This window comes from Psychrobacter sp. PG1 (assembly GCF_014897815.1).
Lineage (GTDB): Bacteria > Pseudomonadota > Gammaproteobacteria > Pseudomonadales > Moraxellaceae > Psychrobacter.
In genome coordinates, this window is sequence record NZ_JABUZG010000048.1 from 47,907 (window position 1) to 62,877 (window position 14,971).

At 44.1% G+C, this 14,971-nt stretch carries 12 protein-coding genes and 1 tRNA gene; 5 read left to right on the forward strand and 8 right to left on the reverse strand.

All coding sequences use genetic code 11. The features are described 5' to 3' along the window. Positions 1-42: 42 nt before the first annotated feature. From gatC to INT03_RS04705, 4 genes are all read left to right on the forward strand, one after another. On the forward strand, positions 43-357 hold the full coding sequence (gene gatC, locus INT03_RS04690) for an Asp-tRNA(Asn)/Glu-tRNA(Gln) amidotransferase subunit GatC (RefSeq protein ID WP_193007813.1): 315 nt from the start codon (positions 43-45) through the stop codon (positions 355-357). 68 nt (positions 358-425) lie between these two features. After that, the gene (gatA, locus tag INT03_RS04695) at positions 426-1,922 is read left to right on the forward strand and encodes an Asp-tRNA(Asn)/Glu-tRNA(Gln) amidotransferase subunit GatA (RefSeq protein ID WP_193007814.1); all 1,497 of its coding nucleotides are present in this window, start codon (positions 426-428) and stop codon (positions 1,920-1,922) included. Next, positions 1,922-3,448 carry an Asp-tRNA(Asn)/Glu-tRNA(Gln) amidotransferase subunit GatB gene (gatB, locus tag INT03_RS04700; RefSeq protein WP_193007815.1) on the forward strand — a complete coding sequence of 509 codons (1,527 nt, stop codon included), beginning with the start codon at positions 1,922-1,924 and terminating at the stop codon, positions 3,446-3,448. Before gatA ends, gatB begins: the two co-directional genes overlap by 1 nt. Before the next feature lie 127 nt (positions 3,449-3,575). After that, positions 3,576-3,652, forward strand: a tRNA-Pro gene (locus INT03_RS04705). Positions 3,653-3,788: 136 nt separating this feature from the next. On the opposite strand, the gene INT03_RS04710 is transcribed toward INT03_RS04705, so the two are convergent. Further along, complete coding sequence (locus INT03_RS04710) at positions 3,789-4,250, reverse strand: hypothetical protein (protein ID WP_087814674.1); 462 nt, start codon at positions 4,248-4,250, stop codon at positions 3,789-3,791. Positions 4,251-4,875: 625 nt separating this feature from the next. Between INT03_RS04710 and INT03_RS04715 the strand changes: the two genes are divergently transcribed. Further along, positions 4,876-5,832: a DUF1853 family protein gene (locus tag INT03_RS04715; protein WP_193007816.1), complete on the forward strand. Its 957-nt coding sequence runs from the start codon at positions 4,876-4,878 to the stop codon at positions 5,830-5,832. 72 nt (positions 5,833-5,904) lie between these two features. Here INT03_RS04715 and INT03_RS04720 read toward each other — a convergent pair whose 3' ends face one another. The 7 genes from INT03_RS04720 to trpA form a co-directional block, all read right to left on the reverse strand. Next, entirely contained in the window at positions 5,905-7,167 is a 1,263-nt protein-coding gene (locus tag INT03_RS04720; protein WP_193007817.1) for a DUF5723 family protein, read from the reverse strand. A gap of 118 nt (positions 7,168-7,285) precedes the next feature. Next, a complete protein-coding gene (locus INT03_RS04725; RefSeq protein WP_193007818.1) occupies positions 7,286-8,743 on the reverse strand; it encodes a hypothetical protein in 1,458 nt (485 codons plus the stop codon). Between the two features lie 243 nt (positions 8,744-8,986). Beyond that, positions 8,987-9,517 carry a DUF2726 domain-containing protein gene (locus INT03_RS04730; protein ID WP_045446569.1) on the reverse strand — a complete coding sequence of 177 codons (531 nt, stop codon included), beginning with the start codon at positions 9,515-9,517 and terminating at the stop codon, positions 8,987-8,989. Positions 9,518-9,815: 298 nt separating this feature from the next. Further along, positions 9,816-11,012, reverse strand: coding sequence for an SPOR and LysM peptidoglycan-binding domain-containing protein (locus tag INT03_RS04735; protein WP_193007819.1), 1,197 nt, complete (start codon positions 11,010-11,012; stop codon positions 9,816-9,818). Between the two features lie 258 nt (positions 11,013-11,270). After that, positions 11,271-12,674, reverse strand: coding sequence for a bifunctional tetrahydrofolate synthase/dihydrofolate synthase (gene folC / locus INT03_RS04740; RefSeq protein ID WP_055125258.1), 1,404 nt, complete (start codon positions 12,672-12,674; stop codon positions 11,271-11,273). 234 nt (positions 12,675-12,908) lie between these two features. Beyond that, a complete protein-coding gene (gene accD / locus INT03_RS04745; RefSeq protein ID WP_173936726.1) occupies positions 12,909-13,871 on the reverse strand; it encodes an acetyl-CoA carboxylase, carboxyltransferase subunit beta in 963 nt (320 codons plus the stop codon). Positions 13,872-14,141: 270 nt separating this feature from the next. Beyond that, positions 14,142-14,966 (reverse strand): tryptophan synthase subunit alpha, encoded by an 825-nt coding sequence (gene trpA, locus INT03_RS04750; RefSeq protein WP_193007820.1) that lies wholly within the window; start codon positions 14,964-14,966, stop codon positions 14,142-14,144. Positions 14,967-14,971 lie beyond the last annotated feature (5 nt).

A 14,971-nucleotide genomic window follows, 5' to 3' on the forward strand; every position in this document is an offset into this window, starting at 1 on the left:
CGCATTCTACTCTAACAAAAACTGTCCTTCACTGGAGAAACTATGTCACAGCAACCAGCAACGTCTGACAGCAACGTCAGCCGTGAAGAAATCCTAGAAGTTGCCAACCTTGCACGTTTGGGTGTCGATGAAAGCACAGCCAATAGCTATGCCGACGATATTAGTAAAGTATTAAAACTGATGAATACGCTATCTAACGTGGATACCACAGGCATCAAACCCTTAGCAAACATTCATGAAGCTTGCCAAGAATTGCGGGCTGATGTGGCCAAACACGATATCAACCGCGCGCGCAATCAGTCAGTCGCCCCAGCTGTTGAAGATGGCTTATATTTGGTTCCACAAGTGATTGAATAAGCAGCGTGCTGCTTTAATCGCTACCCTATTTTACTTTATGCTACTCACATTTTGACGGACGACACCTTATGTCAGAACTTCATTTATTAAGTACCCAGCAGCTTATTACGGGCTTGCAAGACAAACAATTTAGCAGCCTTGAGCTGACAGAACACTACATCAAGCGTATAGATGCGCTAGACAATAAGATTAACAGCTTTATCACTCATACTTCTGAGACAGCACGCGCGCAAGCAAAGGCAGCAGACGAAATGCGCGCACAGGGCGATCAGCGTCCATTACTTGGTGTACCGATGGCGCACAAAGACATCTTTTGTACTCAAGGTGTACTGACGACTTGTGGCTCTAAGATGCTGCATAACTTTGTCTCGCCTTATGACGCTACCATCGTCTCTAATATCGACAAAGCGGGCATGATTAGTTTAGGCAAGCTCAATATGGATGAGTTTGCGATGGGCTCAGACAACAGCAGCTCTTACTATGGCACTGTGCAGAACCCTTGGAACCTAGAGCGCGTCCCTGGTGGTTCATCAGGTGGTAGTGCTGCCGCCGTTGCCGCAGGTTTTGTGCCAGTGGCAACGGGTAGTGATACTGGTGGCTCTATTCGCCAGCCTGCGTCATTTTGCGGCTTGACAGGTATCAAACCTACGTATGGCCGTGTGTCACGCTTTGGTATGATTGCCTATGCCTCAAGCCTTGACCAAGCGGGCAGCATGGGGCGCAGCGCTAAAGATTGTGCCTATCTATTGCAGCCAATGATTGGTCACGATCCACGCGATGCGACTTCTATCAAATATGACATGCCTGACTATGTACAAGACATCAATGATGCTGAAGGCGCGGCTGGCGATAAGCCATTTAACGGTCTACGTATTGGTGTTGCCAAAGAATACTTTAGTGCTGGACTAGACGCTGAAGTAGAAACGGCCGTACGTGCTGCTCTGAAAAAATATGAAGAGCTGGGTGCGACGATTGTGGAGGTGAATATCACTGACCCTGAGATTACTCTTGCCACTTACTACATGCTAGCCCCTGCCGAAGCATCATCAAACCTGTCACGCTTCGATGGCGTACGCTTTGGCTATCGCTGTGAGAATCCAACCGATCTGCTAGATCTATACACGCGTTCACGCTCTGAAGGCTTTGGTCCTGAAGTACAGCGCCGTATCTTGACCGGCACTTATGCACTTTCGGCAGGTTACTTTGATGCTTACTATACCAAAGCACAAAAAATCCGCCGCTTAATCGTCAAAGACTTTGATGAAGCCTTTGCTAGCTGTGATGTGATTGCTAGCCCAACAGCACCAACCGCTGCTTACAAGCTTACTGACAACCTTGATCCTGCGACGATGTATTTGGGTGACGTTTATACCATCGCGGTCAACTTAGCGGGTCTACCTGCGCTCAGTCAGCCAGTTGGTCTAACCTCAGAAGGTTTGCCTGTTGGCTTACAATTAATCGGTAAGCATTGGCAAGAGAGCCAATTGCTCACGACTGCTCACTTATTCCAACAGCATACCGACCATCATTTACAACACTCTACCATCGCAAAGGAGACGGTATAATGAGTACAGCTACTACTGATAACAATGCCGTGCGCGAGCATGCCGTGCGTAAAGAGCTTTTCGTCGATGGTTATGAAGTGGTCATCGGCATTGAGATTCACTGCCAGCTCAATACAGAGAGTAAAATATTCTCAAGTGCGCCCACTGATTTTGGTCATGAGCCAAACAGCCAAGCCAGTATCGTCGATTTGGGCCTGCCTGGCGTATTGCCAGTGCTAAATGCTGGCGTGGTCGATCGTGCCTTAAAATTCGGTATCGGCGTCAACGCTGAGTTGGGTCTATTTAATACGTTTGATCGTAAAAACTACTTCTATCCAGATTTGCCGAAAGGCTATCAAATCACCCAGATGGCAAACCCTATCGTTGGCGAAGGCTATATCGATGTCGTGGTCAATGAAGGGGATAAGAACGAATATCCCAAACGTATGGGTATTACGCGTGCGCATTTAGAAGAAGACGCTGGCAAGTCAGTACACGACGCCGTCGATGGTATGACTGGTGTGGATTTAAACCGTGCTGGTACGCCGCTAATCGAAATCGTCTCTGAGCCTGATATGCGCTCAGCTCACGAAGCACTTGCCTATATCAAAGCCATTCATCAGTTGGTTACGTGGCTAGGAATCTCAGATGCAGTGATGGCAGAAGGCTCATTCCGCTGTGATTGTAACGTCTCTATTCGTAAGCCTGGTGCAGAATTGGGTACGCGTACTGAGCTAAAAAACTTAAACTCGTTCCGCTTTATCGAGCGCGCCATCAATCGTGAAATCGAGCGTCAAATCGATATTTTAGAGGACGGTGGCAAAGTACTGCAGGCGACGATGCTTTATGATCCAGAGCGCGACGAAACTCGTGTAATGCGTACCAAAGAAGACGCCAACGATTATCGTTACTTCCCTGACCCTGACTTGCTACCTGTGCGTATCGAACAGCATACTGTAGATAGCATTCGTGCAGCAATGCCTGAGCTACCAGTTGCTCGTCGTGCGCGTTTTGAAAAAGCGCTTGGTCTATCAGAATACGATGCTCGTATCTTGACTGGTAGTCGTCAAATTGCTGATTACTTTGAAGCTGTGGTCGCAGAAGTTGGGCAAGCAGATGCCAAAATGGCTGGCAACTGGGTGATGGGTGATTTGCTTGGTGCACTAAACAAAGATGATAAAGAGATTACTGACTCCCCTATCAGCGCCAAGCAATTGGCTGGTATGCTAGCGCGTATTAAAGACGATACGCTATCTGGCAAATTGGCTAAGAAAGTCTTTAGTGCGCTCTATGAGCGCGCGGGCGGCGATGCTGATGATGCCGCTGACAAAATCATCGAAGAAAAAGGGCTTAAGCAAGAAACCGATACGGGCGCTATCAAAGCCATCGTTGAAGAAGTCATCGCTAAGAATGCAGCCATGGTTGAAGAATATCGTGGCGGTAAAGAAAAAGCCTTTAACGGTCTGGTCGGTCAAGTCATGAAAGCCAGTCGCGGTAGTGCCAACCCGCAGCAAGTGAACCAAATCCTAAAAGAGCTACTAGGTTAAGGATAATTGCTGATTGGTTTTGCCCATTGGTTATGCTGACTGTGATACGTAAATTAAGGTTATAGAGTTTGACTAAAATAAATAGCCCTTGCAATATGCATAATTTTGCGTAAAATAGTCAGTCATTCGGGGCGTAGCGCAGTCTGGTAGCGCACTACACTGGGGGTGTAGTGGTCGCAGGTTCAAATCCTGCCGTTCCGACCAAACATAGCAGTAATAGAGAAAAGCCAATCATTGTTTTCAATGGTTGGCTTTTTTTTGATTAAAATTTGGGCAATGCCTTACAGTTGTTACTTTTAGTAGGTGTAGGTATGACATTTAAATTACTTTGATGACAAATCTACAGATTACTAGCCCCTGCACAGACATCTTTGTTCAAAACCACTGTTTCTACCAAATTATCCTGATTGTCATAACTAGATAGCTTAACCACAACATTATTAGCAGCTTGGTATTTTGCGCCATAAAAATCATTACAAAGCTCAGTCATACCCGACTCTTGGAAACTAGGCTCCATGTTCTTAAAAGCGAGTGAGCTTGAGTATAGGTCGACATGCCAGCTCATCAAGTGATTTTTACCACCCAATTTAAAATCAGGTTGCTCATTTTTAATCTTTTTATTAAACATATGATCCATTAAGTCAAAAAAAGTAGACGCGGCTTCTAAGTCTACGTAACGGTAGTTTTCATCTACGACCTCAAACTCTTTAAAATACTTATCCATAGCATCAAAAGCACTGGCATTGGCATTGGTAGCGAATGTAACACCCATCAGAACAGCAGTAACTAGCCATGCTTTCATAATATATTACCTCTCATAACGATCATCTTTATCTATTCAAACAATTCAAACTGTTGCTTGATTTTATTATACATATAATTACTTTTTTCATCAGAACTTGATTTTCCATTACTCTCATTACCAATATGGCCTAGTTTCACAATTTATTTCCTCAATTTTATACTTGATAGCAGCAATACAGTATTTGTCTTCACTCACATACTCCCTACTCTCATAATTAGAAGTTTCTTTTTTATTAAATAGAGTGCACCTTCGAACCTTGTCATAGTTTAAGCTGTCATTAACCACCATAACATGATTAATTGCTTACTGAATATCTTGTGAAATATGCTCTTAGGGCAAAGTAGGTTTCTGTGCCATAGTCAAAGTTGCGCCCATAGACGCACAGGCAGTGGACTTATCATGCATGAAATATTTTACAGATGCTTATTTATCATCTTAGTATTAATAGTAAGGCATTATCGAGCAACAATATTTGGCTTGATACAAGTTATGGATAGAATATCTTGTTATTTTCAGGCATTAGCCGACAAGTGGTCACAACATTAACATAATACGATTGACCATAGACTTTTATAGAGCGAGCCGTTAGGGTAAATGCTACACCTTTACACTGGTTTATCCTATGTCAGAGCCTATCGCTCAGCCCTTCTCGACTTACCTTATAGATGACGCACCTTGGGACGTATACCAGCGACCTTATGTGCGTGATTTGGCGTATGTACTTGCCTGCCCTAACGTCTTGACTGAGTGGCTGGACTTTGCACCGCAGGAGAACACACATGCGATTTCAGTACATAGCGCCAGATTTTGGCAGGTACAATTTGAAGCGTATAAGCAACGATTAACAGAACTAGATACTACTACTGATTATCAAGAATTGACCCGTTATTTACTCAAGCGTCCAAGTCCCAATCGATTGGGGTTTCACTTTGAAGGGTTACTGTCATTTTGGTTAGAGGATGGTTTTGCGCGTAAGTTGCATCCGTATGAGACCCTAGCCAGTAACGTCCAGTTGTATAACGGTAAGCAGACGACTGGTGAGCTGGATTTAATCTTATATAATCATGGAGAAAATCTGGTCGAGCATTGGGAGCTGGCGATTAAGTTTTTTATGGGATCAGCGCCTTTTGCTCCTGAGAACTGGGTTGGCATCAACTCCAAGGACAATCTACAGCGTAAAATGACCCATATGCAAACCAAGCAGTTTCGTACCGTATGGGTAGATACCGAAAAGCATGGACAAGTTAAAATTGATAAGCGTTATGGCGTGATTAAAGGGCGATTCTTTTTGCCAATCAATACCTGTAATTTTGCTTATCCGCCTTGGTTAGCACCAAGCTTTCCTATACATAAATGGTGCGATAGCAATGATATGACTAATCTTGCGACGCTTAATATAAGGGCATTACGAGCCGCCCATTATATCGAATGGTTTACTAGGCGCGACTGCTATGATGGACGACAGCCGCAGGTAGCTTGGTCAAACGACGAACTACCTACGACAGGACTATACTTCGAAGGTCATAGTCCGATCGTCATTTATCCTGAACAGCGCAACAAAACGCATGACAAATTTTAGTAACGTCCACCGCATTATATGCACATCGAGGCTTTAGCCATCTGTTTTATTAATGCAATGCAATGAATCAAGCTACCAAGCATAGCGTCCATACAAGCTAATCTCACTGCGTTTGGCTTTTTCTGAATCGAGACTGTCAGTCAGCAATTTGATGCCAGCATAACGACTGTCTACAGCAAGACCCAAGGCTTGCGTTTGCGGCTCTATCAAGCCCGTCACCGTAATGGGAAAAGCATCATTGGACGTTTGGTAGCCTGCGGATAATTGATATAAGTCTTGAATGTCATTTACTTGACCATGTAGACCGAGCTGCCATTGACTGTCTAGCTGATGCTGAAGGCTACCTTCAACTCGCCATGGCAATGTCTGTGTGACATCGTCAGTACTAAGCTGCCCTTCAATCGTATAGAGAGGTCTACCATTGACGTCATAATCCAACGCATAACGAGTGCTTGGCATGTCTTTCCAGCGCATGCGTCCAAGGATATCGTAGCCACTCAGAGACAACTGTGTGCTATCAGACAACTGACCTGTAAGCTGCAAATCGAGCGAATAACCATATCCTGAAGGTTTCGCGGGGTTCCAGTCTAGGTTTTCCTCCCCTAAGGCTGGTTCATCATAGTAATAATCGATATAAGCGTTGGTTTTATCCAAACTGTCTCGTATGTCTGTCACCTCATTATTTGGCAACACTCTGGTGCTTAAATCGCCAACTATCTTACCTTCTAATGCATGCAGTCCTTGCCAGAGATTGGCCCGAGTCGTCAATTGCCAGTTAGGCAGGAGCTGCTGCGTCAGACCAATATTAGCACCGAATCTTTCATTGTGTTTGGCTTCCAAAAATAACGGATAATCTTGACTGGTACTTGAGGGCTGTTTATTTTCATATTGCCAATACACCTCTGCTGTCTCTTTGCTAAACGTCATCAAGTAATCATAACGCCAACCTAGACCGTAGCTAATCGCACTGCCCGCAGGACGAATCTCAAGCGACGTCCGACCTTGGGCATAAGCATGATCACCCGAGTCCAGCGGGGCACTCCAATCGTCTAAAAATGCGGAGATAGGCTGTGTTGGACTATAAGCCGTTGCCATCAGACTCCACTCTATCTGCGCGTTTGACTGAGCAGTATGACTGTCTAGCAAGCCTGTCGCTTGGGGGTAGAAGTAAAAATTCGTATCAGCAGCTGGTATATCTGCACTCTCAGCAACCGCAGCGCTGGATATCATCATAGCGGCAATCGCTGGCGTAGTGATTAACTTGGTACGGCTGTATAAATGCGATGCTAAGCTTTTAGGTAAAAGACCATAGAGACTTGAAACGTTATATGGCATAAATTTCTCACGTTTATTAGAGAGCATAAAAAAGAGACAGGAATCTGTCTCTTTTTTGTGTTGCTATACCTCAATCGCTACTAACAACGGTTGAGAGTCGATGTGACACATGGTTTGATTATAGAATAATTAAACTGTCATCAGTAAACTTGGCAGTAACTTTGCCATCATTATCCATTAAATCACCGTAGTCTTTACCGTTAACCATGATATCGCCGAGCTTACCCATTTTATCTTTGATAAAATCACCATTGGCATCGACATTTAACTTGATCGACGCTTTATTTTGCTCAACAGTAAACTGGGTGCTAACCACATCATAGTTATTATCTAAGCTTGACTTACCGGTTACAAATAGCTTCTTACCCTCTACGCTAGCAGTTAAACCTTGTAGCTCAATAACATTACGAGCAGTACGTTTAAGATTGGCTTGGAAATCAAGCGGAATCGTCGTTGTATTCTCTTTCGTTACCTTGCCTTTAATCGCCAATACTATTTCCATACCTACGTATTTATTGGCGGCCTCTTCGATATCACCAACTTCATCGATTATGATAAATTTCTTTATATCAGCGTCATTGGCAGTCGCATTCAGTGTAATCTCTACATCAGTCATCGGTTTTTGCTTGGTCATCTTGCCCGTTATAGCAAACTTATAAGGGATTGTTCTAACCACCAGACTGTTATCTGCCAGCTTTCTGCTGACATCCAGCGCAGCAAATTCAAAATCTTTTGCTTCAATGACGCTATCATTAGCCGTCAACTTCAGGCTGCTTAATTTGATGACCGCCTTTTCTAGCGTGATGCCTTCTCTATTTGCATCATTGATATCAAACTCATCATTGACCACGACTTTATCACTGAATTGACCACTGACTGTTGCGCCTTTAGTACTTGAGTTGAGGGCAACGATATCAGTGCCAGTGCCAATGTTAATACTCTTGAAACCCAAGCTGCCGTTAAAGTTATCTGTACTGGTTTTTGAGCTTAGCGCATCTTCGAAACCATCAAATGCTGCCTTAAAACTGTCTTGATTGACGACAACAGGTCCGTACAAACCTGTTTGCGGGTTATACACATAATCGTATTCTTCAATATCAATATTGGTGCTACCAGTTAAGGTAAACTTACCATCAGTATTTAACGTCGCTAAAAAGTCTTTTTCTGGGGTCAAGACTATATTTCCCAATGCTGTTTCAAACTCTTTATCATTAGCCAATGCAATAATGTCAGTTGCCGTGAGCTGTGATACATTATTCTTTTCCATATAGTATTTTAGATCACTTGGGATATCGAAGGTATAACCAAGTCGCGTATCTTGCTTTTCTGTAAGGATATCACTTACATCTTCGTAAGCATCTGTAACCGCTTTATTGTCACTGACAAATAACTTGGCGGTACGAATCATCTCTTTCGCTTGCTCGATCTCAGACAAACTATTATCGACAGGCGGCTTAACTGGCACATCTGGCGTATTAGTACTATTACCAGAAGAGTTATTATTGTTGTCATCACCACAGCCTGCTAACGCTAACGTGCTGGCTAACGCTAATGCGCTCAATTTAAAAAATTTCATAACACAGTCCTTTATAGAATGATTTTAAAAACCAGAAGCACCAAAATCTTTATCTAATTAAGCAAATAATGCCTTAATTCAAAAAATCGCCTCTTAATTTAGAAAACTTAAGTTTGCTTTAAAATAATAATACTCTTATTTAAACAACTTATCTATAAAGTAAACAGATATAACAGCAATGTTACACAAAAAAATAAATGCCGTTGTTACGACTAATCTTGACTGCCTGCCAAAGATACTTTATCAATAATTTTCAATTACTTGCATCAGCTCGTACCTGAGCATATCTGCGCTTGGCATGCGCTCAGCGTGAAAGCGCACAATAGCAATACCGGCACTAGCAAGGGCTTTGTCTTTTTTGTCATCCGCCTTTTGACGCGCTTTACTCGTGTGTGTCCAATCATCAAGCTCGATAGCAACCAGCGTGGTCTGCGCATCAATATCCACAATCACATAATCAACGCTTTGACGGCAGATACGATTGAACCAAAAGCTACGCTCGGACGCCTCACTGCTATTGCCTTCGATAATGCGTGACAGTTGAACTTGGACGAAAATATGATATTCCGGCAACGCACTTTTTAGCTTATTAAAGAAAATGACTTCCGTATCCGTCATAATCGGCATCGGCGCAAACGGCCAAATAGCCAACTCATCACCGCGTACTGGCTTTGGATCAGGCTCAACAACTGGAGGTCTTTTCAACAGCTTTGGTACGGTAATCAGCCCTAAAAACCCAACGGCCAATATTAAAAATATAACACCAAATGACATGGTTTTACCTTATACATGATTAAGGCAGCCAAATATGTATGACGACTTCCATAAAGTGACATACATACTCAACTGCGACAGGGCAGCCCTTATAGGCTGACCCGTTATACAGAAAAAATCAGGGGCAATCGGCGCACATCGTAGCTAAGCTTACGCCAATCAGCAAACACCAAAACAAAAAACACGACAATAAATGTCGTGTTTGAATAAAACTCAGATAAAACAATAAAATCTAACCAAGACTCTGCTGTTTATTTAGCAATAACAGTCATCCGATTATCGTGATTTTAATGCTATTTTAGCGCCAGTATAAAACCCAAGCACTGGTCGTATTGACCTTAGGATCGCTATTGATTTTATCTTTCAACGCTAATGCCGCCACTTTACCTCGCTCAGGACCGACGATGACGCGAACCCCGCGGCTGGTAGGGCTGGTCTTAACTTGGTAGCCTGCGGATTTAAATTTCTTTGCCAGCTCATCCGCTTTGGCTTGATCGTTTGCCAATGCTACTTGCACCCCAAAGCTGCCTTTGGCGTCGGTTTCTTTGACTTCTTTACGGGCTTCACTGAGTTTCTGCTGTGCTTCACGCTTAGCATCCGCTGATTTTTTGGCTAAAGCCTCTTCTTTCTGACGCTTGTCTTCACGTGCCTGCTCAGCCGCTGCCGCTTCACGTGCTAATCGCTCCACTTGCTTACGTGATGGAATGGTGATGTTTTGACCCAGTTGTAGCGATGTCGACGGTGACAGATTATTCGCTTGTGCCAATACTTCTACTGGCATATTGTATTGCCGCGCCAGTTTAATCAGCCCATCTCCTCTTTTAACTTGATAATCAGAAGGCGATTTTGGTGGCTCATTCTTAGCCGCTTCTGCTGCCGCTTGTTTTTTCTCAGCCGCAGCATCCGCTTGTTTCTTAACTTCCGCTTGTCTTTTTGCTTCCGCTTCTTTTTTACTGTCTGCTAGTTTCTTAGCGGCAGCCTGCTCTTTAATCGCCGCTTGCCTTTGAGCTTCTTGTTGCGCTTGGGCAGCTTTTTGCTGGTCTTCAGTATTTGTCTCACTTTCAGCTGACTCAGCAGCGCTAGTCTTTTTTATGGGCGTTGTAGCGTCATTTTTTTCCGCATCGGATTTGGATTTATCACTCTCTTCAGCAGCTGCCGCACTACTGGCCATATACTGCTGACTTTCTGCACGGGCTTTTGCCAATGCTTCCGCCTCAGCGGCTTCCTGTTCAGTTAAGAACTGCTGGGCACGTTTTTCTTGTTCAGCCACACGAGCAGCGCGCTCTTTTTGTTTCTCTGCCAAGATACGTTTTTCAGTCTCGATATCCGTCGTCAGCGGCTGAGGAGACTCTTGCTCAGGGCTTGGCTTATCTACCATTGCTGACGCTGGTTGTGGTTCATTACTATCACCAATCTGTTGCACCATGGCGTATAGCATCACGCTACCGCCGATAATCATCCCAATGCCCAATAAGGCTTGTCTCGAAAAGTTCATCCGTTTACGTCTCTTAGTTGGTAATAAGGTTGATTGAGCGGCGCAACTGTCGTCTCAAAACTGTGTTTAGATAGTTTTAATAGCCTTGATAGGTGTCATTGCCACCAGTTGCGTCCATCCGTTTTTAAATGTTATGCCAAGCGTTTAATGCCATTATAGAGCAACTTGCCAAATCACTTTGATTATAAAGCATATTTTTCATACTGTCTGCCATCATGCTACTGCTAAGATTAACATTAAATAAGCACCATTTTAATGTTAATTATCAACCGCCAGTGCTGCCAGTGCCTCGCCGATCGTATGAAAGGAGCCACATACCACGATAAGGTCTTGCGGCTGACTGCCATTGATAACCGCATCGGTCGCTTCTGCTAAACGTTTAAATTCGTGTATTTGAGCATTGTCGACATAGCTCGATAGGATACCTTGCAAGTGCTCAGTGCTCGCGGCGCGTGGATAATCAATCTCAGCGATATACCAATCGCTAATCGGTAAGCCCGCTATCGTCAAATGCTGCACGACTTTATTGATATCTTTATCACCCAACATAGAAAACAGCATTTTAATGCTGGCAGGTTTTCCTATAGCTTGACTGATATGATTACTATTTGGATTACTGCTTTGATTGAGAGCATCAGAACTATTTTGATTGGCTAAATGCTGTTGCCAAAGCGGTAATAGTTGCGCCAATAAAAACTCGACGCCTTGCTCGTTATGCGCGACATCAAACAGCCAATGGCGATTGTGGGTCTCACGATAATCAAAGCGACCAGCGAGCCTGACCGTTTGCAGCGCCTGCTCGATAGCAGTGCTATCAACATTTAACGAACTTGCGAGCACTGCTGATAACGCAGTGGCAGTATTGGTCAATGACAGTGCTGGGCGCGGTAATTGCATGGTAACGGCGGCATTGCTGTACTGCCAAGCGCTTGTATCCACTTCACGATAATCAAAGTCTTGCCCAACTCGATAACAAGTTGCTTGATGCTTATCAATCGCTTGCTGCACACTGACTGGCATCGCGGTAGCACCATAAACCACGCTGATACCATCACGTAAGATACCTGCTTTCTCACGGCCAATATCTTCAACATTGTCACCCAGCCAATCGACATGATCGATAGCGATATTGGTAATCACTGCCATATCAGGATCAATGATATTGACCACATCTAAGCGCCCACCCAGACCGACTTCTAACACCCAGACATCACAATCCGCTTCGGCAAATATTAATAATGCGGCAAGTGTGGTCATCTCAAAAAATGACAAGGTCAGCTCACACGCTAATCGCGCTGCTTCTACCTTGCTAAAAGCTTCAATTAACGTCTCGTCACTGACCATCTCGCCATTGATACGCACGCGCTCATTAAATACACTTAGATGCGGTGATTGATACAGAGCCGTTTTATAGCCTGCTGCTTGGCACATCTGCGCGATGGCAGCCGTCGTTGAGCCTTTACCATTGGTGCCTGCCACCGTAAATACATAAGCATCGTCTTTGGCTGACTGTACCACGCCTAATGCCTCGGCAACTGGCAAAACTCGCGACAACCCCATGTCTATTGCCGATACATGAATCTGCTGCATATAATCGAGCCATTCGGTCAAGCTAGAATGCTTGTTGGGAGTGTTAGGGTTAAAAAGTAGAGAGTCGGACATGGACACAGCCTATATTGAAATATTTGAATAAAAAATGGTCAATGAGAAAGCATTCATTAAGAAAGTACAGACAGTATATAACTACCTGCCCAAAAAGCAAAAATAGCATTTACCGCTGTTGACGATAAATGCTATTGATTGATCTTACTTAGTCAGCAAAACTGAGCATGCTACTAAGCATAAGTCATGCGGAATATTAAACTCAGTTATCCGTTAGTCAAGCCGATGAGCAAGTTAGGCATCAACATTAGGCATGCAGCTTAACTTTGCCAGCAGACGATAAATGGTATCAATCATTTGATGACGATGCACCACTTCATCGACCACACCATGTTCTAACAAGAACTCGGCACGCTGGAACGGCTCTTCTAGCGTCTCACGAACCGTTTGCTCAATCACGCGCTTACCAGCAAAGCCGATCATGGCTTTTGGTTCTGCTAAATGAATATCACCTAACATAGCGAGCGATGCAGTCACACCGCCATAAACAGGATTGGTCAATATCACGATATACGGCACGCCAGCAATTCTCAAACGCTCAATTGCAGCAGCCGTTCGTGCCATCTGCATCAAAGACAGCAAACCTTCTTGCATACGTGCGCCGCCAGAGGCAGCAAAGCAAACTAAAGGCACTTTGTCTGCCAGTGCTTTCTCAGCTGCTTGGACAAAACGATCGCCAACCACTGACCCCATAGAACCGCCCATAAAGCGGAAATCAAAGGCACAAGTAACGATATCAAGATTGCGCAATTTACCGTACATCACAATCAGCGCCTCAGACTCGCCGGTTTTGTCCTGTGCTTCGGTCATGCGCTGCGGATACGGCTTGCTATCCACAAACCTTAGCGGATCTTTGGCAGTAAATTGTTGTCCAAGCTCACCGTCTACTTGATCGAGCAACCAGTTTAAGCGCTCACGAGCACTCATCGGTAGATGATGATCGCAATGCGGGCAAACATAGCAATTAAAAATCAGCGCCGTATTGGTAATCATCGAATGACAATTACTGCACTTGGTTGACGGTTCAGTCTCTACTGCCGTCAAAGGCGCTGTCAGTTGCTGTTTAATACCCGGTATCGGGCGATTAAACCACGATTGCCCAGCCGTATTACCGTTTGGCTCAGCGTTACTTTTTTCAGTATGGTTCGGAGTCGTCATATCAGGTTTTATTATCGTATCAGTCATATTATTCGCCATTATCAAAGGCTTATCGACAAGCTGGCTCATGCGCTTGTCCCTAAGAATCGATTTATAAGGATCAGTTTAATCGTCACATATTCTCATAACTTTCGCAGCTATAAAGCTACAGTTATAAGGCACGCTTACGTGAAACTGTAACAATTTATATGTGATGTTAGTTTACACACGTAAACTAACTTTAGCAAAGTCATTTAACCCTGTCTTTATAAACATTGTTATTCATATTGCCATGACGATTTAAGTGACGATAATTTAACTTTATTTAACTCAGGCACTCAAACTATCAAGTGCACCGCGTAGCTCATCCATTTTTGCCATGATTTTTTGCTGAGCGGCGGCAACCGCAGTGCTATCATTGGCATCTATATCAGAAAAATTCTGCACCAAGGCACTACCGACAATAATACCATCAGCATGTGCTCCAATCGCTTTGGCAGACGTTGCATCACGAATACCAAAACCCACACATACTGGCAAATCAGTCGCTGCTTTAATCGCTTGTACTTGAGTCGCAACATCATCAGTATCAAGCGTTGCCGAACCCGTCACGCCTTTTAATGACACATAATAAATATAACCACCGCAATGGGTCAATACTTGCTCACGGCGCTCAGGTAAAGTGGTTGGTGACAATAAGAAAATTTCATTCATCGAATGGTCAGTTAAATGCTGGGTAAAGCTGCCCGCCTCGCTTGGTGGTAAATCAACCATCAAAATACCATCGACACCTGACTGCTCACATAACGCGACAAAGTTGTCATAGCCAATGATTTCCACGGGATTGAGATAACCCATCAAAATAATGGGCGTCTGCGTGTCTTGCTGACGGAACTCTGCAACCATTTTTAGCGCATCACGTGTACTCGTACCTGCGGCTAATGCACGCTCTCCAGCTAAAGCGACGACTGGGCCATCTGCCATCGGGTCAGAGAAAGGTAAGCCTACTTCGATCATATCCGCGCCGTGCTTAACCAAATCATGAAGCAAACCAACGAAGTTGCTTGGATTGGGGTCACCTGCCATCACATAAGGAATCAGGGCTTTTTTGTTTTGTGATTTTAAAGTTTCAAAAGTGCTTTCAATTCTAGTCATAGTAG